General features: G+C 68.1%; 22 protein-coding genes. 15 read left to right on the forward strand and 7 right to left on the reverse strand.

Translation table 11 applies throughout. From position 1 onward, the window contains the following. Positions 1–107 precede the first annotated feature (107 nt). Entirely contained in the window at positions 108–764 is a 657-nt protein-coding gene (locus LBN7_RS07955) for a GntR family transcriptional regulator (RefSeq protein ID WP_116636077.1), read from the forward strand. 927 nt (positions 765–1691) lie between these two features. Here LBN7_RS07955 and LBN7_RS07960 read toward each other — a convergent pair. Continuing rightward, complete coding sequence (locus tag LBN7_RS07960) at positions 1692–2087, reverse strand: hypothetical protein (protein WP_407361461.1); 396 nt, start codon at positions 2085–2087, stop codon at positions 1692–1694. 1263 nt (positions 2088–3350) lie between these two features. Here LBN7_RS07960 and chvE point away from each other — a divergent pair. The 7 genes from chvE (at position 3351) to LBN7_RS07995 (ending at position 11373) form a co-directional block, all read left to right on the forward strand. Further along, positions 3351–4505 (forward strand): multiple monosaccharide ABC transporter substrate-binding protein, encoded by a 1155-nt coding sequence (gene chvE / locus LBN7_RS07965; RefSeq protein ID WP_116636079.1) that lies wholly within the window; start codon positions 3351–3353, stop codon positions 4503–4505. A 67-nt stretch (positions 4506–4572) separates the two neighbouring features. Continuing rightward, positions 4573–6114: a multiple monosaccharide ABC transporter ATP-binding protein gene (mmsA, locus tag LBN7_RS07970; protein ID WP_341946647.1), complete on the forward strand. Its 1542-nt coding sequence runs from the start codon at positions 4573–4575 to the stop codon at positions 6112–6114. After that, positions 6111–7289, forward strand: coding sequence for a multiple monosaccharide ABC transporter permease (gene mmsB, locus LBN7_RS07975; protein WP_116636081.1), 1179 nt, complete (start codon positions 6111–6113; stop codon positions 7287–7289). Before mmsA ends, mmsB begins: the two co-directional genes overlap by 4 nt. 37 nt (positions 7290–7326) lie before the next feature. Beyond that, entirely contained in the window at positions 7327–8505 is a 1179-nt protein-coding gene (locus tag LBN7_RS07980) for an ROK family transcriptional regulator (protein WP_116636082.1), read from the forward strand. Further along, complete coding sequence (locus LBN7_RS07985; protein ID WP_407361462.1) at positions 8502–9272, forward strand: ATP-binding cassette domain-containing protein; 771 nt, start codon at positions 8502–8504, stop codon at positions 9270–9272. The genes LBN7_RS07980 and LBN7_RS07985 overlap by 4 nt, the downstream gene beginning before the upstream one ends. Before the next feature lie 37 nt (positions 9273–9309). Further along, positions 9310–11004, forward strand: coding sequence for an FAD-dependent oxidoreductase (locus tag LBN7_RS07990; RefSeq protein WP_407361463.1), 1695 nt, complete (start codon positions 9310–9312; stop codon positions 11002–11004). A gap of 24 nt (positions 11005–11028) precedes the next feature. Next, positions 11029–11373, forward strand: a complete 345-nt coding sequence (locus LBN7_RS07995) for a UBP-type zinc finger domain-containing protein (RefSeq protein WP_341946649.1) — start codon at positions 11029–11031, stop codon at positions 11371–11373. Between the two features lie 7 nt (positions 11374–11380). On the opposite strand, the gene LBN7_RS08000 is transcribed toward LBN7_RS07995, so the two are convergent. From LBN7_RS08000 to LBN7_RS08015, 4 genes are read right to left on the reverse strand one after another with little or no spacing between them, the layout of a single operon-like run. Continuing rightward, positions 11381–13129 (reverse strand): amylo-alpha-1,6-glucosidase, encoded by a 1749-nt coding sequence (locus tag LBN7_RS08000; RefSeq protein ID WP_407361464.1) that lies wholly within the window; start codon positions 13127–13129, stop codon positions 11381–11383. Next, positions 13129–14073 (reverse strand): carbohydrate ABC transporter permease, encoded by a 945-nt coding sequence (locus tag LBN7_RS08005; RefSeq protein ID WP_407361465.1) that lies wholly within the window; start codon positions 14071–14073, stop codon positions 13129–13131. The genes LBN7_RS08000 and LBN7_RS08005 overlap by 1 nt, the downstream gene beginning before the upstream one ends. Next, positions 14070–15032, reverse strand: coding sequence for a carbohydrate ABC transporter permease (locus LBN7_RS08010; protein WP_116636088.1), 963 nt, complete (start codon positions 15030–15032; stop codon positions 14070–14072). The genes LBN7_RS08005 and LBN7_RS08010 overlap by 4 nt, the downstream gene beginning before the upstream one ends. Positions 15033–15034: 2 nt before the next feature. Further along, complete coding sequence (locus LBN7_RS08015; protein WP_407361466.1) at positions 15035–16345, reverse strand: ABC transporter substrate-binding protein; 1311 nt, start codon at positions 16343–16345, stop codon at positions 15035–15037. A gap of 254 nt (positions 16346–16599) precedes the next feature. Between LBN7_RS08015 and LBN7_RS08020 the strand changes: the two genes are divergently transcribed. After that, entirely contained in the window at positions 16600–17043 is a 444-nt protein-coding gene (locus LBN7_RS08020) for a hypothetical protein (RefSeq protein WP_116636090.1), read from the forward strand. A gap of 155 nt (positions 17044–17198) precedes the next feature. Here LBN7_RS08020 and LBN7_RS08025 read toward each other — a convergent pair whose 3' ends face one another. Together LBN7_RS08025 and LBN7_RS08030 are read right to left on the reverse strand one after the other, a co-directional pair. Then, entirely contained in the window at positions 17199–18407 is a 1209-nt protein-coding gene (locus tag LBN7_RS08025; protein WP_116636091.1) for a hypothetical protein, read from the reverse strand. Between the two features lie 52 nt (positions 18408–18459). Next, positions 18460–19689 (reverse strand): hypothetical protein, encoded by a 1230-nt coding sequence (locus LBN7_RS08030; protein WP_407361467.1) that lies wholly within the window; start codon positions 19687–19689, stop codon positions 18460–18462. A 230-nt stretch (positions 19690–19919) separates the two neighbouring features. On the opposite strand from LBN7_RS08030, the gene LBN7_RS08035 reads away from it, so the two are divergent. The 6 genes from LBN7_RS08035 (at position 19920) to LBN7_RS08060 (ending at position 23492) form a co-directional block, all read left to right on the forward strand. Continuing rightward, on the forward strand, positions 19920–20990 hold the full coding sequence (locus tag LBN7_RS08035; protein ID WP_116636094.1) for a M4 family metallopeptidase: 1071 nt from the start codon (positions 19920–19922) through the stop codon (positions 20988–20990). Beyond that, positions 20965–21279 carry a protealysin inhibitor emfourin gene (locus LBN7_RS08040; protein WP_116636095.1) on the forward strand — a complete coding sequence of 105 codons (315 nt, stop codon included), beginning with the start codon at positions 20965–20967 and terminating at the stop codon, positions 21277–21279. Before LBN7_RS08035 ends, LBN7_RS08040 begins: the two co-directional genes overlap by 26 nt. 79 nt (positions 21280–21358) lie before the next feature. Next, entirely contained in the window at positions 21359–21595 is a 237-nt protein-coding gene (locus LBN7_RS08045) for a hypothetical protein (RefSeq protein ID WP_407361468.1), read from the forward strand. Beyond that, complete coding sequence (locus tag LBN7_RS08050) at positions 21585–22274, forward strand: hypothetical protein (RefSeq protein ID WP_407361469.1); 690 nt, start codon at positions 21585–21587, stop codon at positions 22272–22274. The genes LBN7_RS08045 and LBN7_RS08050 overlap by 11 nt, the downstream gene beginning before the upstream one ends. Positions 22275–22316: 42 nt before the next feature. Beyond that, positions 22317–23072 (forward strand): ribonuclease H, encoded by a 756-nt coding sequence (locus LBN7_RS08055; RefSeq protein WP_341946656.1) that lies wholly within the window; start codon positions 22317–22319, stop codon positions 23070–23072. 30 nt (positions 23073–23102) lie between these two features. Next, positions 23103–23492 (forward strand): DoxX family membrane protein, encoded by a 390-nt coding sequence (locus LBN7_RS08060; protein ID WP_341946657.1) that lies wholly within the window; start codon positions 23103–23105, stop codon positions 23490–23492. Positions 23493–23593: the final 101 nt, after the last annotated feature.

Consider the following 23593-nt stretch of genomic DNA (forward strand, 5'->3'; position numbering starts at 1 on the left):
TCTGGCGCTTTTCCCGAACCGGTTGTATTCTGTATACAACACACTAGGACGTCGTCCGGAGGCCGTCAACCCATAGGCTGACGGGCAGGCGGCAGAACGGGAGAGGCATGGCGATCGAACGCAGGAACCTGCGCTCGCAGGTGCGTGCGGAGCTTCTGGAGCGGATGCGCGCCGGCCTCGTGCAGCCCGGCGAGGGCATCAACGAGGTGCAGCTGGCCACCGAGCTCGGTGTCAGCCGCACACCGCTGCGCGAAGCACTCATCGCCCTGGAATCCGAGGGCCAGATCGAGAGCGAGAACGGCAAGGGCTTCCGGTTCGTGCCGCTCAGCGCCTCGGAATTCCGCGACCTCGCTCCCGTCATGGCCGCCCTGGAGAGCCTCGCGCTCGAGCTCAGCCCGCCCGACGAGCTGCGCGAGATCGGCATCCGTCTGAAGGAGATGGCGGATGCCTTCGCCGACGAGCTCGTCGAGCACCAGCTCGTCATCACCAAGGACGACGAGTGGCACAGCGTCATGCTGTCGGCCTGCCCGAACACGCGTCTGCTGGCGGTCATCGAGAGTGTGCGCAGCTCCTTCCACCGCTACGAGTCGCTGCTCGTCCCGGAAGACGTGAAGGTCGAGCGCGTCGCCGCCGAACACGCCGAGATCGCCCGCCGCCTGGCCGCGGGCGACATCCCCGGCGCCGTCGAGGCACTGAAGCTCAACTGGCTGCACGGCATGCAGCGCATCCTCGACAACGCGACGAGCAGCTACTTCACCGCGTAGCGATCGCCGCCCGAATGTCGGCGATCGCCGCATCGATCTCTTCTACGCGAGGCCCGCGCAGTCCCGATCCGTTACGTGGCACCAGAGTCAGCACTTCCGGAAATACGAGAGGCGGCGTCTATGCTCTCTCGACGCGTCATGCCGACCCGCCATGATGGTCCCCGAGGTTTGAGGGGACGAATCGTCAGCCTGCGCGAGTCAGTCAGGTCGACGACAATCATGGCGTAGCAGAAGAATCTGTAGGCGTGCGTGCTGTGTGCGACGACGACACTCTCCTTCGAGTACGCAGCGACCGGGGTTTCTCCATGCCCCTCCCAAACGCTGATCTCGCCACTTGGATCGACGCATATCGATCCATTCCTGAACTCCCGGCGAGGAACTCCGCCGCCGTTCTGGAGTTGCGCTTCGTCGAAAGCGATTGCCCACCCGTCGCGTCGCTCCGCGACCTTTCGTGCCAGCCGGCGGAGTCCGTGACCGCGCATCAAGATCATGACGAGCGAACCAACCGCAGTCACGCCAATGATCAGGGTCGCAACACAGCTGCCGAGAGTCACGTGGCCCAGCGTCAAGAAAGGAAGTGGGGTTGCTAGTAGTACTACGAGAAATACGACCCACGACCCGTAGTCGACCACGTACAGCTGCGGTATCAGAGGCCTCAAATCCGCGACCTCTCTTTGGTAGGGACGAACTGCCGCGCCGCAGATTGCGCGAAGGAGAACATCGCTTCGCCCACTCCGGCCGCGTTGCCAGCCTTGGTCGGTCCGCCGAGATGGAACAAGGTCGTCACCATCACCTGTCGATGAGCATACCGAGTTGCCGGGTCGTCGTCACTGTCCGCGCGGCAACCACAAAGCTGAGCCTCCGGCCCGGGCGGCACCCGGGAATCCTCCGCCCAGGGTGGCGATTCTGCACTCGACTTCAGCATCATCAGCCTCCGCCCGTCGCTCCCCTCATCGCGCAGGGCTCGTCCTCGATGCTGCCCGATGGGTACAGCCACCGATCTTGAAGGTCGGATGGGTGGTCTATGCGGTAGATCGCCCGAATCCCGTCGAGTTCATCTTCTGACGAACCCGTGCGCAGGAACAGCTGCAACGCATTCTCGGACACCGGGATCTGGCTCTGAACGCTGGGCACGACCCCGGACGGTGGCGACGATACCGTGAACTCATCCCCGGCATTGAGCGAGAAGAGTCCTGCTCCCCGAAAGGCGTCACCGTCCACTCGATCCGGCGCATATTCTGCGAACTTGATCTGGAGGTATTTGTACTCTTCGGTCGCGTCACCACACCAATGAAGTACGTATTCTCCGTCTCGCAGCGTCACCGAGATCGGTTCCTCATTCCCTGACCCCATGAAGCACCCACTAAGGACGACGATCGGGAGCAAGAGGATCACAGACACTGCCCTGAGGGGCCTATCTCGCATATCGCCTCACTCCATCGAGTGGATTTTATTCCGAATTGTGGGCGCCTCGTGCATTAGCCAGAGATTTGATTTCCCGCAACCTGGTTTGGATCAGACCCCGGTCATATCCTCAATTGCGATGAGTCACTTTCCAGGTTACTTAGCGTTCGCCCCATTCGTCCCACTCTGTGTGACACTGCGCTCATATCTACCAGCCTGACATGACGCATACCTCGACCGTACCTATCCATGCGGGCTCCAACTAATCCGGTCACGAGAAGCACAAAGATATTCCAGTCGCACCAACCCAAACACGCGCCATAACTAGATTTCTGCCACCACGCGTGGACGAAGATCCATCCAAGGAAGGTTACGGGTATCAACACCAACAAATATAGCGACCTGAATGCAAAGAGAGCGAACAAGACAATGCAATCAAAAACCATGATCATGGAATGCTTCATCGGGCTCACCACCCCAACGCTCGACATCCTCGTTTGACCGCTGGCCGTTCTCGGGGATGTCGCGGTTCTCGATCGGTGCGGATGCCGGGGGCCCTGAACTCATCCTCTACGCGATCATCGCGTCGGCCACCGCCGCCGAATCCGGGGCGATCACAACGAGCGCAGCGACAAGGCAGCGAGGCGAGGATGCCTCGAACAACACCGACCACACGCGGACCCTTCGAAGGACGAGCTGCGGAGGTACTGCGGCCGCATAGCTAAGAAATAGCGGATGCCGAGATTCCAGCGCGACGAGAAGTCGATAACAAGTTCGTAACTACACAGATCCCGGGTCTCCCGGTGAAAGCGATCTGCACTCCAGGCTCGGCCCTTCTCAGGGTGGAAGCGGTCTCCTCAGCAGGCACTCCCATTTCCGGCTCGCCACCTCAACGGATGAGCGTCGCGCTCGCTCCACATGTCGACGTCAACATACGATGGCGGGGAAGACGTGCCTGCACGCGGTACGACGAACCGTCTGTCTTCACGTCTCGAACTCTGCACGAACAAGCCTTTCCCGAGATTTCAACGTTCGATGGATGATCTCGCGAATGTAACGAAACCATCACAGCTGCTTGACTTCGAGTCTCGAACTCAAGAAAGTTGCTCAAGCGAACCATCACCGAAGCGGGTTCGCACGGCGTCGAGAACGACGCCGCCGTTCACAGCGAAGGAGCTCGGAATGAAGAAGAAGTATGCACTGGCCGCACTCGGCCTGGTGGGGGCGCTCGCCCTCGCGGGATGCGGTGGCGGCGGCGCCGGCTCCGCGGGCGGCGGCGACGACAAGGGCTCGGTCGACAAGGGCGACCTGCTGATCGGCGTGTCCATGCCCACGCAGACCTCCGAGCGCTGGATCGCCGACGGCAGCGCCGTCGAGGCGGGCCTCGAGGACTCGGGCTACCAGGTCGACCTGCAGTACGCCGGCGACGACATCCCCACCCAGGGTCAGCAGATCGACCAGATGATCACCAAGGGCGCCGATCTCCTGATCATCGCCGCCATCGACGGCACGGCGCTCTCTTCGCAGCTCGACGCCGCAGCGGCCGCGAACATCCCGGTCATCTCCTACGACCGACTGATCCGCGACAGCGAGAACGTCGACTTCTACGTCACCTTCGACAACTACAAGGTCGGGGTCCAGCAGGCGACCTCGCTGCTCGTGGGCCTCGGCGTGCTCGACGCGGACGGCAAGGAGACCGACGTCAAGGGCCCGTTCAACATCGAGCTCTTCGCCGGATCCCTCGACGACAACAACGCGCACTTCTTCTGGCAGGGCGCGATCGACACCCTGCAGCCCTTCATCGACGACGGCGTGCTGGCAGTGCCGTCGGGTCAGACCGACATCGAGCAGGCCGCGATCCTGCGCTGGCAGCAGGAGACGGCGCAGAAGCGCATGGAAGACCTGCTGACCTCGACGTACGGCAACGGCACCAAGCTCGACGGAGTGCTCTCGCCCTACGACGGTCTCTCGCGAGGCATCATCACGGCGCTGCAGGGCACCGGCGGACTCGGCGCCAACATCGAGGCCGGACTCCCGATCGTCACCGGTCAGGATGCCGAGATCGGCTCGGTCAGCCTGATCAACCAGGGCGTGCAGTTCGCCTCGATCTTCAAGGACACGCGCAAGCTCGCCGAGCAGTCGGTCGTGGTCGCCGAGGCCATGCTCCAGGGTGACGAGCCCGAGGCCAACGACACGAAGACCTACGACAACGGCGTGAAGATCGTCCCGTCGTACCTGCTCCAGTCGGACATCGTCTACAAGGACAACATCACGTCGCTCCTCATCGACTCCGGTTACTGGACCCAGGCCGAGGTCGACGCAGGCGTCGCCGAATAGTCCCTGACCGTGGGGCGCGCGGCCGGACGGCCGCGCGCCCCACAGCTCGATCGGAAGGACACCGTCCATGACGACAGCCATCCTGGAGATGCGCAACATCGAGAAGAGCTTCCCGGGGGTGAAGGCCCTCCAAGGCGTCGACCTCGATGTGAAGCCCGGCGAGATCCTCGCGATCTGCGGAGAGAACGGCGCGGGGAAGTCCACGCTCATGAAGGTGCTCTCGGGCGTCTACCCCCACGGCAGCTACGAGGGGGAGATCGTCTACGAGGGCGAAGAGGCGACGTTCGGCTCCATCAACGATTCCGAGAGCGTCGGCATCGTGATCATCCATCAGGAGCTCGCCCTCATCCCGCACCTCAGCGTCGCCGAGAACATCTTCCTCGGCAATGAGCGCCGGGGCCGAGGCGGACTGATCGACTGGGACCGCGCCAACGCGGAGGCCTCCCGTCTGATGGCCCAGGTCGGCCTCGACGAGGACCCGACGGCGCCGGTGTCGCAGCTCGGCGTCGGCAAGCAGCAGCTCATCGAGATCGCGAAGGCTCTCTCGAAGAACGTGCGCCTGCTCATCCTCGACGAGCCCACGGCGGCGCTGAACGACACCGACTCCGCTCACCTGCTCGACCTGCTCCGACGCCTGCGTGACGAGGGCATGACGTCGATCATCATCTCCCACAAGCTCAACGAGATCGCCGCGATCGCCGACCGCACGACCGTCATCCGCGACGGCAAGACGATCGTGACGCTCGACATGAGCGATCCGGAGTCGACGCAGGAGACGATCATCCGCGCGATGGTCGGCCGCGACCTCGCCAACCGCTACCCCGAGCGCACGCCGGACATCGGCGACGAGGTCCTCCGCATCGAGCACTGGACCGTGCATCACCCCACGCAGCCCGGCCGCGTCATGGTCGACGACGCGTCGCTGACGGTGCGCGCCGGCGAGGTCGTCGGCATCGCCGGCCTCATGGGCGCCGGACGCACCGAGCTGGCGATGAGCGTCTTCGGCCGCACCTACGGACGCAACGCCAGCGGCAAGGTGTTCGTGCGCGGCAAGCAGGTCGACACCTCGACGACGAGCGCGGCGATCCGCGCCGGCATCGCGTACGCCACGGAGGACCGGAAGAAGTTCGGTCTCAACCTCATCGACGACATCCGTCACAACATCACGATGGCGTCGCTGCGCATGATCAGCCCCGGCGGCTGGATCGACGCCAACCGCGAGCTCAAGGTCGCCGAGCAGTACAAGGCCGAGCTCAACATCAAGTCGCCCACGGTCCTGCAGATGGTCGGCAACCTCTCGGGCGGCAACCAGCAGAAGGTCGTGCTGAGCAAATGGATCCAGACCGGACCCGACGTCCTCATCCTCGATGAGCCGACCCGCGGGATCGATGTCGGGGCGAAGTACGAGATCTACACGATCATCAATCGACTGGTCGCCGAAGGAAAGGGCGTGCTGGTCATCTCGTCCGAGCTGCCGGAGCTCCTCGGCATCTGCGACCGCATCTACACACTGGCTTTCGGCAGGATCACCGGCGAAGTGCCGATCGCCCAGGCAACCCAGGAGAACCTCATGCACCTCATGACTGTCGAAAGGACGGCCGCATCATGAACGGCGTCAGCAACCTGATGAGTCTCGCGACGCGGAATCTGCGTCAGAGCGGCATCCTCGTCGCGTTCGTCGCGATCGTCGCCTTCTTCGCGATCCTGAACCCGACGTTCCTCTCCCCCGGCAACATCACCAACATCATCCTGCAGTACTCCTACATCCTGATCCTCGCGATCGGCATGGTGATCATCATCATCGCCGGGCACATCGACCTCTCGGTCGGCTCGGTCGTGGCGCTCACGGGCGCTGTCGCCGCGGTCGTCGTGATCCGCGGGCAGTACCCGTGGTGGGTCGGCGTGATCGCGGCGATCGCGGTCGGTCTGCTCGTCGGAGCCTGGCAGGGCTTCTGGGTCGCGTTCGTCGGCATCCCGGCGTTCATCGTGACGCTCGCCGGCATGCTGCTCTTCCGCGGACTCACGTTCCTCGTGCTCCAGAACGTCTCGCTCTCGCCGTTCGGCGGCACCTACTACCAGATCGCGAACGGGTTCATCAACGGACTCTTCGGCGGCTACGGCGTCGACGTGTTCACGCTCGCCATCTTCGCGTTCGGCGTCGTGGGGTACGCGGTCTGGCAGGTGCGCTCACGCCGTTCCAAGATCGCGCATCAGCAGACGATCGAGGCACTGCCCTGGTTCATCGTCAAGATCGCCCTCGTCGCCGCCGTCGTGATGTGGTTCGGCTACCAGCTGTCGATCAGCCGCGGTCTGCCCTTCGTGCTGATCATCCTGGCCGTGCTGATCATCGCGTACTCGGTCATCACGCAGAAGAGCGTGTTCGGCCGCCACGTGTACGCCATCGGCGGCAACCTGCACGCGGCCCTGCTCAGCGGCGTGAACGTGCGGAAGATCAACTTCTGGATCTTCGTCAACATGGGCATGCTCGCCGGCGTCGCCGGTGTCGTCTTCTCGTCTCGCACCAACGGCGCGCAGCCGGGCGCCGGCAACATGTTCGAGCTCGATGCGATCGCGGCCTGCTTCATCGGCGGCGCCGCGGTGACCGGTGGCGTCGGCCGCGTGGGCGGAGCCATCATCGGTGGCCTGATCATGGCCGTGATGAGCAACGGCATGCAGCTCATGGGCCTCGACCAGGCGACCCAGCAGGTCGTGAAGGGTCTCGTGCTGCTGATCGCCGTGGCGTTCGACGTCTGGAACAAGCGTCGCGCCGGAGCCGCGCGCTGACCTCGGCGACGACGGCACTGCGCGGTAGGCTCCCGCTATGAGCAGATGGCCCGGCGGTTCCCAGTCGGGACTGCGCGAGGCCAACACGGCGAAGATCGTCGATGCGGTCAAGCGCTTCGGCGGGCTCACTCAGGTCGAGCTCGCCGAAGCGACGCGCCTGTCGACGGCTACGGTGTCGGCGATCGTGAAGGAGCTCTCGCAGACCGGTCTGGTGGAGACGCACCCCACCTCGCGGAGCGGGCGGCGAGCCCAGCTCGTCACGATCGCCCGCCGGGCGGGGCTCGTCGCCGCCGTGCAGATCGGCAGCCGCAGCATGCGCGTGCGACTCAGCGACGTCGGACAGGACGTTCTCGCCGATCGCTCGATGCCGCTTCCGGCCGACCACGCCGAAGACACGGTGCTCGATCGCATCACCCTGCTCCTCATCGACATGCTCGCCATGATCGCGGCGGATGCCGACGACCTGGTGGGCGTCTGCATCGCGGTTCCCGCACCGATCGACCCCGAATCCGGACTGATCGCCTACCGCGGCGTGATGCGCCGGTGGGAGGATCAGCCGGTCGCCGAGGTCGTGCAGCAGCGTCTCGGCTGCCCGGTGCTCGTCGAGAAGGATGCGAACCTCGCCGCTCTCGCCGAGGCCACCCTCGGCACGGCCCGCGACGTCGAGGACAGCCTGTTCGTGCATGCCTCGTACACGACGAGCGCCGGCATCGTGCTGGGTTCTCGCCTCTACCGCGGAGGCTCGGGCACCGCGGGCGAGATCGGACACGTGCAGGTCGATCCGTCCGGATCCATCTGCGCCTGCGGGCAGCGCGGCTGCCTCGAGACGCTCGTCGGCGCCGAGGCCATCACCGCGCCCCTGCGTGCCACGTACGGCCAGGTCACCTTCCGGGATGTGATCGCGCAGGCGGCATCCGGAGACCCCGGCTGCGCGCGCGTGATCGCGGATGCCGCCACGCTGCTCGGTCGAGTCGTCGCCGGCGTCTGCCAGTCGGTCGCCCCCGAGGTCATCACCGTCGGCGGAGAGCTGGTGGATGCCGGACCGATCTTCCTCCTGCCCTTCGCCTCGGCAGTCCGCGATCACGCACCCCAGAGCCGAGCCGCTCGCCGCGACCCGGTCCCCACCTCCTTCGGCAAGGACGCGGTGCTCGTCGGCGCGACGATCCACATCCTCCAGGCGACCGATCCGTCGCAGCTGCTCGAGGACCGCACATGAGCATCACCGCATCGCAGGCGGAACCGCTGCTCGCCATGAACGGCATCACGAAGCGCTTCGGCGCCGTGGAGGCGCTCGTCGACGTCGACTTCACGGTGAACGCGCGCGAGGTCGTCGGTCTCATCGGCGACAACGCCGCCGGAAAGTCCACGCTCGCGAAGATCATCTCCGGGGCGCTGGACCCGACCGACGGCGAGATCCGAATCGCCGGAGAGACGGTCGACATCGGCTCGCCCGCCGACGCGCACACGCTGGGCATCGCCACCGTCTTCCAGGACCTGGCGGTCTGCGAGAACCTCGACGTGACGGCCAACGTCTTCCTCGGCCGCGAGCTGCGCACCTCGAAGGGCATGCTGCGCGAGGCAGACATGGAGTCGGCGACACGTCAGGCCATCGACGACCTCGGCGCGAGCATCCCCTCCATCCGGGCGCCGCTCAGCACGCTGTCGGGCGGGCAGCGGCAGGCGGTCGCGATCGCACGCACGCTGATCAGCCAGCCGCGCCTGGTCGTGCTGGACGAGCCCACCGCCTCGCTGAGCGTGGCGCAGACCGCTGACGTGCTCACCCACATCGAGCGCCTGCGCGACCTGGGCCTCGGCGTGATCTTCATCAGTCACAACCTGGGCGACATCCAGGCGGTCTCCGACCGCGTCGAGGTGCTCCGCCACGGCAGGAACAACGGCTCGTTCAGCGGGCCAGAGGTGAAGCACTCCGACCTGATCGCAGCGATCATCGGAACGTCGCGGGGTACACGCCCGGCGGTCTGAGCCGAACACTGGAGTCCGTGCCCTCGGAACGGCTACCGTGGACGCCACGACGATCGGAGGCACGGCGGTGGGCGGATTCGAAGAGCAGGCCGAGCCGGTCGAGATGGATCCGATCATGTCGCCGACGCTGACCGACGACCAGTGGCAGCGTCTCGTCGCGTCCGGCACCCCGCAGGATGTCGCCGTCGGCGACTACGTCTTCCGCACGGGCGATTCCCGGTACGACCTCATCGCGATCGAATCCGGTGAGGTCGAGGTGCTCCGCGACGCCCTGCCGTGGATGGGGGAGGTCATCATCACGACGATGGGCCCGCGGACCTTCGCCGGCGAGCTGGGACTGCTGAACGGGCAGGGCGCGTTCCTCTCCGCCCGCGTGACGAAGCCGGGCCGGGTGCACCGCGTGACGCGAGCGGAGCTGCGGACGCTGATGAACGAGGACGACGAGCTGTGCGACGTCATCCTGCACGCCCTCTGGGCGCGCCGCGAATCCCTCCGCGCGGGACCTGCGGCCATGACGCTGAAGTTCCTGGGCACGACGACGTCGAGCGACTTCCTGGCGCTGCGCCGCTTCGCCGAGCGTCTCGATCTGGTGCACAAGGCGGTGGCTCTGACGCCGGCAGAACTCGGCGATCTGGGCGCTCTGGACACGCACCGCTTCACGATGGACGATCTCCCGGTCGCCTTCATCCAGGGCGAGCCGCTCACGCGCGCGACGCCGGGGCTCGTCGCCGAGCGACTGGGACTCAGCTATCAGGCGCAGGCTGACGAGATCGTCGATCTGGTCGTGGTGGGCGGCGGTCCCGCCGGGCTCGCCGCCGCGATCTACGGCGCCTCCGAGGGACTGAGCACGGTGCTGCTGGATGCCGTGGCCCCCGGCGGTCAGGCCGCGGCCACGTCGCGCATCGAGAACTTCCTCGGATTCCCGTTCGGCGTCAGCGGCGGCGACCTGATCGGCCAGGCCATCCTGCAGGCGCTGAAGTTCGGAGTGCGGGTCTATGCGCCGTGCGAGGCCGTCGGGCTGTCGCGCATCGGACCCGATCTGCTCGACGTGGCGCTGTCCGACGGCCGCCTGATCCGCACGCGCAGCACGATCGTCACCTCGGGAGCGGCGTACCGCCGGCTGGAGCTCGACCGCTGGGAGGACTTCGAGCGATCCGGCGTGTACTACGCCGCGACACCGCTCGAACTGCGCCAGGTGCAGGGGAAGCCCGTCGTGGTCGTCGGCGGCGCGAACTCCGCGGGCCAGGCGGCGCTCTACCTCGCGGCCCACGGCTCCCCGGTGCATCTCGTCGTTCGCGGCCATGACCTGAGCACGCGCATGTCGAGCTACCTGGCCGACCGGCTCGCCGACGACCCGCGCGTGCGCGTGCATACCTCGTCGAACGTCGTCGGCCTCGACGGGAGCGACACCCTCGAGTCCGTGCGCATCGACACCGTCGGCGACGTCGACGCCCGCGGGCTGTTCTGCTTCATCGGCGCGACACCCGCGACGTCCTGGCTCCCGACGCTCGACCGCGACGCGGAGGGGTTCATCCGCACGGGAACCGACGTGGGCGTGCAGACCCTGGAGCTGTGGCAGGGTCTCGGTCGCGAGCCGCTGCCGTTCGAGACGTCCGCTCCGAGGGTGTTCGCCGCCGGAGACGTGCGACGCGGGTCGATGAAGCGGGTCGCGGCCGCCGTCGGCGAAGGTTCGAGCGCGGTGGCATCCGTCCATCGCGCACTGGCGTTCTGAAGCACTCGTTCTGAAGGGAAAGACGTGACCTCCGACATCGACACGAATGCAGCACCGTCCGGCACCGGATGCCGGGAGTGCGACGACCAGAGCGGGTTCTGGGTGCACCTGCGCCGCTGCGCGGCCTGCGGCCACGTGGGCTGCTGCGACACCTCCCCCGGCCAGCACGCCACCGCCCACTACCGCGAGACCGGTCACCGACTCATCCAGAGCTTCGAGCCGGGCGAGGACTGGTTCTGGGATTTCGTCGACGAGGCGACCTTCGAAGGACCGGAGCTGGCCGCGCCGACCAGCCATCCGGCCGATCAGCCCGCGCCGGGCCCGAAGGGACGTGTGCCGGTGAACTGGCGCGACTTCATCCACGCCTGATCGAGGCTCACCCTCCCCCGCCGCGGCACTCCGACAGCGTCACCGCGAGGTCGATGAACAGGGCGGCCGACCAGCCGAATGCCGTCGTCGCGGTGCGGGCCTTCTGCCCCGTGCGCGGGTTGAAGTACTCGTGCGGGCCGCCGCCGTGGATCACGAGCGCGACGGTCTGCTCGCGGAGCTCCCGTGCGCGATCGGCGTATCCGGACGCTTCGAGCCCCTCGGCGACGAGCATGCTCGTGTTGACCCAGATCGGTCCGCGCCACATCCGCTCGTCCGAGAAGTCGGGATCGGATGCCGCGACGGTCGGCAGACCCCACTCGAGGCCGAAGCGCTCGGGATCATCGACGGCCGCCGCCAGGGACTCGGCGATCAACTCGGGCAGGGTGCCGGTGAGCAACGGCATCAGCCCGACGACGGTGTCGCTGAGCTGCGCCTCGCCCCCGCCGAACGCGAGGAACCTGCCGCGCTCGGCATCCCACATGTCCAGCAGCAGGGCCCGCGTGGCGGCGGCCCGCTCGTCGAACCGGGACGCATCGACGCCGGGTTCGTATCGCGCGAGCAGGTCGGCGATCTCGAGGTCCTGCCGCACGAGGTACGCCCCGAGGTCAGGCGCCGCCGTCGGCAGCGGCCCATCGAAGATCGGGCTGTCGTCGAGACCCGAGGAGTACGGATGCCCGTACTCCGGCATCCCGTCGTGATCGAGGTCGCTGCCCGCGAACCACCAGTCCTGCGAGCGGATGACCCTGGCCAGCTGCTCTCGCGCCCAGTCCGGTGCGTCCTCGACCTGGAGCACCTTGCGCAGCGCCCAGGCAGCGAGCGGCGGCTTCGTCAGCGGCACCGGGGCGCTCGGGTCGGCGATCTGCGAGCCGGCTCGACGCAGGTTCGCACGGTCGCTCTCGGGCAGGTCGTCGCTCGTGGCGAGCACACCCTCTTCATGCACGACATCCGGCAGCTGACCGTCGGGCTGCGGGAATCGGAACGCGATCTCCAGCTGCTCGCGGGCGAGCTCGGGGTCGCCGTGACGCAGCCCCACAGCGATGAAGTACGCGTCCCACTGCCAGAGCCCCACGTAGCCGATCTTCGACGGGACGATCGCGCGGGCGTCGCCGAGCGACGGCAGCTCGACGATGTTCGCGCCCAGGACCCACCAGCAGAAGGCCGTCATCTCCTGCAGGTCGTCGCGCACGATCGGGCACTTCGCGAACCAGTCCGCCCAGATGCGGTCGGTCGCGGCGAGCGCGGCCGCGTGGTCGCCCGGCTCGACCGTCACGGAGCGATCGGCGGCGATGTGGAGGCGGATGCCGTCGCCGAGCGGATGCCGCTGCACGCTGCCGTCCGGGAGCTCGAGGTGCAGGGTCAGCCCGGTCGCGCCCTCGGCAGCGCCGAGACTCAGCGTCGAGGGATCGGCGAACGTGAGCGTCGCCGTCGGCCGGGACGCTTCGACAAGCTCAGCGACCCAACCGTCCTGGGTCCCTGAGCCTGTCGACGGACCCAGCCCCTGGGTCCCTGAGCCTGTCGAAGGGCCGCCGAATGTGACCCGCCCCGGCAGCACCTCCGCCACCGGCAACGCGACACCCGCGGCATCCGTCAGCGTCAGCAGCTCGAACACCCGGCACTCCGCCAGCCGTCGCTCGTACTCCGAGGTGTGCACGCGCACGCCGTCGCCCTCGCGGAACACCAGCACGCGCGACCGCGGCAGGGTGAACGGCGCCGAGACCAGGTCGAGGTGGCGTCCGGCCAGAGCCGCGGCATCCATCACCGCCCTCCCAGCCCCGAGGCGGCCATGCTGTTGAGGATCTTGCGCTGGCCGATCACGAACACGATCAGCATCGGCACGGTCGCGATGGCGGATGCCGCCATGACGAGGCCGTAGTTGATCGATCCGAACTGCCCCTGGAACGAGGTCAGCAGCAGCGGCACCGTGAACAGGTCCGGGGTGTTCAGCAGCACGAGCGGGAACAGGAACGCGTTCCAGACGCCGAGCGCGGTGATGATGCTGAGCGCGGCGAGTCCGGGCTTGAGGTTCGGGAGCACGATGCTCCAGAAGATGCGCCAGCGGCCAGCGCCGTCGACCAGCGCCGCCTCCTCGAGCTCGCGCGGCAGGGCCAGCACGAACTGGCGCATGAGGAACACCGCGAACGGGTTCGCGATCATGCCGGGCACGATCAGCGCGAGGTGCGAGTCGACCCAGCCGAGCTGCGACATCAGCAGGTAGAAGGGGATCAGCGTGACCTGCGCCGGGATCATCTGCGTCGCGAGGAACACGATGAACAGCACCTTGCTGCCCTTGAAGCGGATGCGCGCGAACGCGTAGCCGGCCATCGATGCGGTGATGAGCGTGCCGACCACGACGAGCACCGCGATATACGCGCTGTTCAGGTACGCCTGGCCGAACGGCACGGCGTTCCAGGCCTCGGTGTAGTTGTCGACGGTCCACGGATTCGGCAGGAACTCGAGCGGGTTCTTGAGCAGCTGCGGCAGCGTCTTGAACGAGGTCAGCAGCATCCACACGAACGGGAACACCATCGAGATGCCGCCGATGACGAGAACGACGTGCAGCACGGTGGCGCCGACGCGACGACGTGCCCGATCGGCCCCGGGGCCGCCACGGCCGCGCCCACGGTACCCGGGGGCGGTGAGCGCGATGGTCGAGTCGGTCGCGGGCGCGGGGGCCGCGAGGGGAGGCGTCTGGATGCTCATGCGGGGTCATCCTCGTAGTGGACGAACTTCTTCTGCGCGCCGAACTGGATCGCCGTGATGACGAGGGTGAGCACGAGCAGGATGATGCTGGCCGCGCTGGACAGCCCGAACTCGAACCGCCCGAAGCCCAGATCGAAGATGTGATAGACGATCGTGCGGGTCGCGTTGTCGGGGCCTCCGCCGGAGACGAGCACGTAGACCGTGTCGAAGGTCTGCAGCGAAGAGATGAAGGCGATCACCGACGAGAAGAACACGATCGGCGAGAGCAGCGGCAGGCGGATGCTGGTGAACAGCCGCCACGCGCCGGCCCCGTCGATGCGGGCGGCCTCGATCACCGAGGGCGAGATGTTCTGGAGACCGGCGAGGAAGATCACGACGTTCAGGCCCATGGACGACCAGATCGTGACGATGCAGACCGCGAGGAGCGCGAGCTTCGGGTCCTGCAGCCAATCCGGCGGAGTGACCCCGAACACCTTCGAGATCGTCACCGAGAGCAGGCCGTCTGCACGGAACATCTGCTGCCAGATCATCGCCACCGCGACGGTGGAGGTGACGACCGGCGCGAAGAAGAGGATCAGATAGAGCGTGCGGGTCTTCAGCTTCTCCAGTGCGACCGCCACGATCACCGAGAGCGTGAGGCCGATCGGAACGGTCACGAGCGCGATCAGCAGCGTGTTGATGATCGAGCGACCGAGCAGCGGGTCCTGCAGCTGGTCGACGAAGTTCGCCAGCCCCACCCACTTCAGGTCGCTCAGCCCGTCCCACTCCGCGAACGCGAGCACGAGGCTCGCGCCGAACGGCAGCACCACGAAGAGCGCCATGCCCAACAGCTGCGGGGCGACGAACACGTACCCCCACCGTCGGTCGCGGCGGCGCCAGGCCGCCTCCTTCCGCAGGGGCAGGGCGGATGCCGCAGGCGCGGCCTGCGGCATCCGTCCGTTCTCGGTGAGGGTGGTCACTCTTACTTCTCCGACCGTTCCTTGATCACGTCGGCGATGGTGTCGAGCGTGGTCTGCGCGTCGGTCTTCCCCTCGTAGAGCTTCTGGAACTCCTCCGCGATCGCGGTCGGCAGGCCCGGGACCCGCGCCTCGGCGGGGTAGTCCTCGAATCCGATGTCGCGCATGTCGAGGAAGGTCTGCGCGTGAGCGGGGTAGTCGCCCTCGAGCACGACGTCGTCGGCGCCCTTGATTGACGGGACCGCGTTGCCTCCGCCCTCGAGACGGAACGTCTGTCCCTCGGCCGAGAGGAACTCGGTCCAGAACGTGAACGCCGCGTCCTTCACCTTGGTCTTGCCGTTGATGGCGAGGAAGCTCGTCGCGACGCCCGTGGGCGCGGCCTCGCCGTCGGGCGTCGGCCACGGCACGATGTCGTAGCTGTCCTGCTCGCCGGTCGCGTCGACCGTGCCGATCGTGTAGCGGCCCTGCACGAAGAACCCGGCCTTGTGCGTGACGAAGACGCTGTCGGCACCGGCGCCGTCGGGGAGCGTGTCGGCGACCACGAAGGTGCCGTCCTGGAACAGGTCGCCGAACTGCTGCACGGCCTCGACCGCGTCGGCATCCTCGTTCGCGACGAAGGCTCCGGAGTCGTCGTACGGAGCATCGATGCCCTGGGACGACAGCCAGCTCCAGTGCGTGGCCCAGTAGTTCCAGTACATGGTGCCGGTGAGTCCCGCGTCGTGCAGCTTCGCGTTCATCTCGAGGAAGGTGTCGGTCGTCCACTCGCCGTTCTCGGCCAGGGTCGCGGGGTCCTCGGTGATGCCGGCGGCTTCGAGCGCCTGCTTGTCGTACCAGAACACATCGGGGTTCGAGTCGTTCGGAGCGGCGTAGACCTCGCCGTCGTGCTCGGCCGCGCCGAACAGACCGGGGAAGAAGTCGTCCTTCTTCGTCTTGCTCTCCTTCGAGGCCATCAGGTCGTCGAGCGGCATGAGGCGGTTCGAGTCGACGAACTGGCCGATCATGTCGTCACCCACGTAGAAGACGTCGGGGGCGGTGTTGCTCGTGAGCTGGGCGAGCAGCTTGGAGTGGTAGTCGCCGTAGCTGGCGACCGGCTGCAGCTTGACCTTGATGTCGGGGTGGCGCTCCATGAAGTCCTTGTTGAACTCCTCGTAGCGGGTGAGCTCGTCGGGCGTGCCCCAGGTCGACCAGATGACCGTCGCCGTGCCGTCCGCACCGACGCCGCCGCCTCCGCCCCCGCCGCTGCACGCGGCGAGTCCCAGTGCCAGAGCGCCGGCGGCACCCAGTGCCAGATACCGCGTCACGTTCGCACGTGCCATCTCGCTACCTCTTTCATCATCGGAAGATCGTGTCGGGAATGCCCTGAGGGCTCTCTCGTATTCTGTATACAGAACGCAATCCTGTCAAGATGCGGCAGTCACGACGCGGCAGTGACGCGGCTCTCCATCGATCGGCGCACACAACTCAGCCAGAACTCGGCGCAGCGGCGACGACCACCCCTCTTTCGGGGTCTCCGGCGACGTTCTTGCTGAATTGTGAACGGGGACCTGTCGCGAAGACGGAGAATGGCGGGATGGACGCCACCGACCCGCACCTCCTCGGCCCCGGACTCCTCCCGACGCCGTTCACCGCCGATGAGATCCGCGACGCCACCGGATCCGGCAAGGTGATCCGGCTGCTCCTCGAAGGACCGGACGGCCCCCTGGGCGAGCACGTCAACCGATTCAGCGACACGGATGCCGAGGGCGCGACGCTCGACCGGTGGGACGCCGCCGACCCCAAGGCGATCGTCTCGCACCGGGTGACCTGGGCGGAGCTGCAGGGTCACGCGGCCTTCGACGCCGACACGACGAGCGTGTCGACGGTCTCGCTGTCCTCGCCGCTCGGCGAACTGACCTGCCGCAAGTACGACACCGAAGACGGCGTGTTCTGGTTCTCGATCGCGCACCCCGGGATGCCCGTGCTGTACGAGTCCGACGGCATGCGCACGACCGTGCTGGGCATCGAACAGGACTGACCGGGCCGGCCACCCGGCACGATCTGCGGACCGGCTCACGATTCGCGGACGTTCTGCGGCAGAACATCCGCAGAACGTGACACCGTCCGCAGATCGTGCCGTCACAGACGCCGAAGGGCGGGCCCGCCGCCACGGACCCGCCCTTCGGACTTCTCTCAGTGGCCGGCCGCGCCGACCACGACGAACTCGTTCGGCACGACATCGAGGACGGCGGATGCCGCCACCTCGCCGGAGTGCAGATCGATCGCCAGGATCTTGTCCGACGCCGGCTCCGTCACGTAGGCGATGTCGCCCACGACGCGCAGACCCGGGTGCGGCTGCTGCCACTCCGTCGGGCTCTCCCACGGCTCGATGACGCTCCACTGGTCGATGACCTCGCCGGCCTCGTCGAGCAGGTACAGGCTGCCGTCGGCGCTCAGCACCACGACGTTGTCGTGACCGTCACGGCCGACCCCGCGCCAGGTGTACTCGACGCCGTCGGGCAGGTCGATGACCGAGAGCTCCTGCGTGTCGGTGTCGATGCGCACGAGCTTCGAGAGCAGGTAGCCCTCGGCATCCGGATCGGTCTTGTAGTCGCCGAAGGCGATGGCGCTGGTGTCGGTGACGTACGCGTTGCCGGTGCGGCCGAACTCGTCCGGAGCATCGAGCTTGGTGAAGGCTCCGTCGGAGAACAGCAGCACACCGTCCTCGCAGCCGAACATGACCGTCTCGCCCTTCAGCGCACCCTCGCCGTGCACGCTCGGGCACTCCTCGTTGCGGGCGAGCTCCGTGCCGTCGGCTGCGAGATGCCGCACTCCTGTGCGAGCCTCCTCGGTGCCGATCGTGGCCAGCGCTGTGCCGTCGGACAGCTCGATCGCGACGCCGTGGTGCGCGGCCTCCGAGGTGATCGTGTCGACCTCCGGGAGCGTGCCGGTGCCGACCGCGTCGGTGTCGAAGACCCGGATCTCTCCGGTGCCGTCGTCGAACAGGGCGGTGCGCCCGGCGTGCGGGGTGGCGTGGCCGGCGGCCACGGCCTCGAAGACCTCGCCGGTGAACTCGACGGTGTCGGAGGCGAGTCCGGTGTCGAGCACGTGGAAGCCGTCCTCCGCGGTGACGAAGACGTGGCCGTCATGGTCGCCGGCGCCGTTGACGCGCAGGAATCCGCCGAGCTCGACCTGGTCGATCTGCTCGAGGGTCTCGCCGTCGAGCACGACGACTCCTCCGTCGTAGGTGACGGCGACGCGGGTGTCGGCCTCGTGCTTCTCTTCGGGGGCGGCGGAACCGCCGGATGCCGTGGGCGATGCGGTCGCGCATCCGGCGAGCGCGACGACCGCGAAGGCGGCGAATGCGCCGGCCGCGAGGCGGCTGCGGACGGGTCGGGACATGGTGTCTCTCTTTCTTTGTGTGTGGTGCTGAGGGGTTGCGTACGGGGCCGGGTCAGCCGACCTGGCTGAGGAAGCGGGGATCGAGGTCGGCGAAGGTGCGGGTGACGATGCCGTCGGTGTGGTCGATCTCGTGCACGACGCCGGCCGCCGGATCGGAGAGGTAGGCGTGTTCCGCGTCGACGACGAGCTGCACAGGGGCGAGGAGTGCGGGACCGGCGACGGATGCCGCGAGCAGAGGCTCGGTGCGGACGAGCACCGTGCCGTCGGCCGCGAGCACGCGCACCCGCCCCTCGGCGTCGAGCGCGACCGTGCGGCTGTCGTCGTCGCCGACCGCGACCGCCCGCAGGAGCGGCACGTCGGAGGAGAGCAGGGTCCACTGCCGGGTGCGCACATCCAGCAGCCATGCGCCCTGGTCGCCGGCGACGCCCGCGAGGTCGGGGCGGTCCGCGCGCCCGGAGAGGTCCGTGGCCGCCGCGCCGGCGGGAAGCGGCAGGGGCTCCGCGGCGATCGTGCCGCCGACCTCCCGGGTGAAGAGCACCGCCCCCTCCGTGCACGCGAAGACGACGCCGACGCGGGTCAGGTCGGCATCCGCCGCCGCAGCGCAGGGAATCGCCCCGCCGGCGACGGGAGCGCCGTCGGCATCGAAGACCGCCACGGTGCCCTCCGCCGTCGCGGCGAGGAGATGCGAGGCGAAGGAGACGACGGGGCCGTCGGCCGCGATCGTCACGCGCGGTGCGTCGTCGAGAACCTCGGCGAGATCGTCGTGCGGAAGCTCCACGACCTCGCCGCTCGAGAAGTGCACGGTCGCCCGCTGCGCGCCGGCGGTCACGCGGGCCTCCCCCGTGCCGTCGACGGATCCGCGCAGCTGCGGCTCCCCGAGGAAGGAGTGCGTGTGATCGCCGTGCGGCACCGTCCAACGGGCCGTGTCGATGACGTCGACACGCACGCGATCGCCGTCGCGATGGGTGACGAAGACGAGGCGGCCGTCGGCGTCGATCCTCTCGACATCGGATGCCGCGGGCGAGATCACCGAGCGCTCCTCCGAGTCGAGATCGAGCATCACGACCTCGCCCTCGGCATCCGCGACGATCAGCGCGCGCGCCGGCGACGCGACCTCGGCGGCCGCGCCGGCCGGGATGCCGTGATCGTCGGATGCCGAGGTCGGCGCGGCATCCGGAGTCGACGACGCCGTGCACGCGGGGAGAGCGAGCAGGGCGAGCGCCAGCGCGGCCAGCGGCGCCGCGGTGCGGCCGTCGCGGCGGCGAGAAGAGGGGGAATCCATAGGTCTCACACCTTATTGATAACGATTCTCAATCTCAAGTCGACGGTACGTTGTGCGGCGCTGACGGAGGACTTGCGCACCCGAGAAGGACGGATGCCGCGAACGCGACCTTCCGAAGCGCACTTCGCCATCGGAGCGCATCGCGGACGGCGCGCATCCGGCACCATCCGGACACGGCTGTGGCCGAACGTCCGATGCTGAACGTCGGCGCCCCGGCGTAGGGTCGCACCATGAGCAGCACAGCATCCTTCGAACGCCACGGGGTCGTCCCCTCCTATCTGCTCGCGCGCCTGGCCGAGTCGGGCCGCTTCCCCAAGGCCGCCGCCGCAGCGCGGCAGACGCTCACCGCCGGACGGCCGCCGTTCCGTGCGCGCATCGACCTCTCGATCGACGAGAACGGAGCCCTGGTCGCCCAGCTCTCCGACGCCCCGAACCGCACGATCAGCGACGCGGGCAACACCCAGCAGCTCCCCGGCGCCGTCGTGCGCACGGAAGACGACGGCCCCGTCGACGACACCGCCGTGAACGAGGCCTTCGACGGCCTCGGCGCGACGTTCGAGATGCTGCTCTCCGCGTTCGGCCGCAATTCGCTCGACGACGCCGGCGCTCCGCTCGATGCGACCGTGCACTACGGCGTCGACTACGACAACGCGTTCTGGGACGGCGAGCGCATGGTCTTCGGCGACGGCGACGGCGAGGTGTTCCAGGACTTCACCGGCTCCACGACGGTCATCGGGCACGAGCTCGCCCACGGCGTCGTGCAGCACACCGCGAACCTCGAGTACCAGGGGCAGCCCGGTGCGCTCAACGAATCCATCGCCGACGTGTTCGGCGCCCTGACCGAGCAGTACTCTCTGGGGCAGACGGCCGACAAGGCGACCTGGCTCATCGGCGCCGAGATCTTCACGGATGCCGTCGAGGGCAAGGCGCTGCGCTCGATGCTTGAGCCCGGCACCGCCTATGACGACGACGAGCTGGGCAAAGACCCGCAGCCGGCGCACATGAGCGACTTCGTCCGCACCACCGAAGACAACGGCGGGGTCCATATCAACTCCGGCATCCCCAACCGGGCGTTCGCGCTGTTCGCGATCGATCTCGGCGGCAACGCGTGGGAGACCGCGGGCACCGTCTGGTACCGCGCACTCACCGGCGGGCTCTCGAGCACCGCGACCTTCACCGAGTTCGCCGACGCGACCGTCGCCGCGGCGACCGAGCTGGGCGACGAGACGGCAACAGCCGCTCGACGCGCGTGGAGCACCGTGGGAGTCTATGAGGATGAGCGAGTCCCGTCCTCCGACTGACGTCCGCGTCGTGATCGCGGTCGTGCGCTCCGGCGGCATCGCCGGCATCCGTCGTCAGTGGCGCGTGGAGGCGGAGGAACCCGACGCCGGCGAATGGATCACCCTCATCGACCGGTGCCCCTGGGACCAGGAGGCACCTGCCGCACCCGGCGCCGATCGCTTCGTGTGGACCATCCGCGCCCGCACCCCCTCCGAGCACCGCGAACGCGACCTGAGCGACGCCGAGGTCGATGGGCCGTGGCGGGCTCTGGTCGACGCCGTGCGGGAGGCGTCGAAGCGCTCCGAGTGACACCCGGCGCGTCGCGGCATCCGATCAATCCGGTGTGAATCGGTGCTCGACACCGACGGCCGGCATCAGAATGGGACACATGGGACTGTTCCAGCACCGCAAGGATGACGAAGAGAACCAGTGGACGCTTCCGTCCGAGCCGCTCGTTCGCGAGGGCGCCGACGTCCTCGATGAGGCACCGTCGGTCGATCCGATGGCGCTCGGCCTCGGAGCCGATGTGAGTTCGATCGTGTTCCCGGTCGCGCCCGTGCCGTCCACCACCGTCTCGATCGAGAGCCGCGAACCGGACGACGGTCCCGCATCCGATGGCGACTGACCCGATCGAGGCCCTTCTGGCTCAGCTCGGGCCCGACGCCGATCACCGCGACGCGGAGCGGCTGTTCCGCGATGCCGGCTGGCAGCCGTGCGGCGCGGGGGACTGGGCCAGGGCGCTGCGCTCCCCCGAGGGCAAGGTCGTCGTGCGGATCAGCCCCTTCGATCCGACGGGACCGTACACGGCAGAGCTGTACCGGGACGCGGCAGGAACCGGTCAGGTCCCGAGGCTGTTCGCACACCGGCGCCTCGCGGGCGGCGGCGACCTGCAGATCATGGAGTGGCTGCGCGAGGCCGACGAAGCCGACGCCGTCGCCTTCCACGCGTTGATCGCCGACGGTGCGCCCGAAATCGCGACGCTGGTCGACAGCATCCGTCGCATCCACGCGCGGGCGCAGGCCGAGCTGCCCTGGTGCGGTCCGCTGGATGAGAACCCGTCGAACGTGATGCGCGGCGGAGACGGCCGGCTGGTGCTGACCGACCCCTATTACGCCGACGGCCCGGCTCTCTACGAGACGGCCGCCTCGGATCCGGATGCCGTGGCGGCGAGCATCCCTGCCGAGGAGAGACGGTTCATGACCGAGATCCCCCTCGCCTGCTCGGGTCCGTGGGCGGACGAATCCCGGGCGGAGATGAAGCGCGGGCTCGATGCCGCCGATGCCCGGCGCGCTGCGCAGGGCTGAGGCTCGTCCGGCGGCGTCACCGCCCACGGCTACGGTGGAGGGATGACGATCACCGCCGCCGCAGACGGCTCCGCCCTGGGCAATCCCGGCCCCAACGGGTGGGCCTGGTACATCGACGACGACAACTGGGCGGCCGGCGGCTCACCGCACGGCACGAACAACCAGGGCGAGCTGCAGGCGGTGCTCGAGCTGCTGAAGGCGACGGCCGGCACCGACGAGAAGCTGCACATCTGGTGCGACAGCCGGTACGTGATCGACTCGGTGACGAAGTGGATGCCCGGGTGGAAGCGCAAGGGATGGCGCAAGTCCGACGGCGGGCCCGTTCTCAACCGCGACCTCCTCGAGGGCATCGACGAGGCCATGCGCGGACGCGACGTGCAGTTCTCCTGGGTGAAGGGGCACGCGGGCGACGACCTCAACGAGGCCGCCGACGAGCGGGCGAACGCCGCGGCGACCGCCTACAAGAACAAGCAGGAGCCGCGCCGCGGCCCGGGCTTCACCCGCGGATCGGATGCCGGGGCCGCCGTCGCCGCCTCCGCGCCGATCGCGGCGAGCGCCGTCCCCGCGGCTGCGCCTGCTGCCGCCCCGGCACCCGCTGCCGCGCCGGCGAGGTCCGAGCCGGCGACGGCCGAGCCGCTGTGGGCAGAGGCATCCGATCTGCTCGACGGCCTCGATGCGCCGGTCGACGACCCGATCGAGGTGCGCCTCGCACTGTCCGGTGACGAGCACGCGCGCCTGCGCGATCGCGCCGAGGCACAGGGCGTCTCGCTCGAAGAGGCCCTCCGCCGCCTCATCTGACCAGCGGATGCCGCGGCGTACACTCGCACCATGTCGACTCCCGCTCGCACCATCGGCCGCATCTTCCTGGGTTCCTCGCTCGTCTTCGCCGGGGTCTCGCACCTCACGGTCGCTCGTGAGGAGTTCCAGGCGCAGGTGCCGGAGTCGCTGCCGCTCGATCCCGATGTGACCGTGGTGGCCTCGGGGGTCGTCGAGATCGCGCTGGGCTCGGCACTCCTGCTCGCGCGCCGCCGCCGCGGCCTGGTCGGCGTCATCGCGGCCCTGTTCTTCGTCGCCGTGTTCCCGGGCAACCTCGCGCAGTGGATGCATCACCGCGACGGCTTCGGGCTCGACACCGAGATGAAGCGCTTCGTGCGTCTGTTCTTCCAGCCCGTGCTCGTCGCGCTGGCCCTCTGGTCGACGCGCAGCCCCCGACGCTGACTCAGCTCTCGTCGCTGACGCGGCTCTCGGCGCTGACGCGGCGACCTCACCGCGTGGAATCAGGCCGACGCGCGGAATCAAGCCGTTTCACGACCGATCCG

The sequence above is a fragment of the Microbacterium sp. LBN7 genome (assembly GCF_045690345.1).
Taxonomy (GTDB): Bacteria; Actinomycetota; Actinomycetes; order Actinomycetales; family Microbacteriaceae; genus Microbacterium.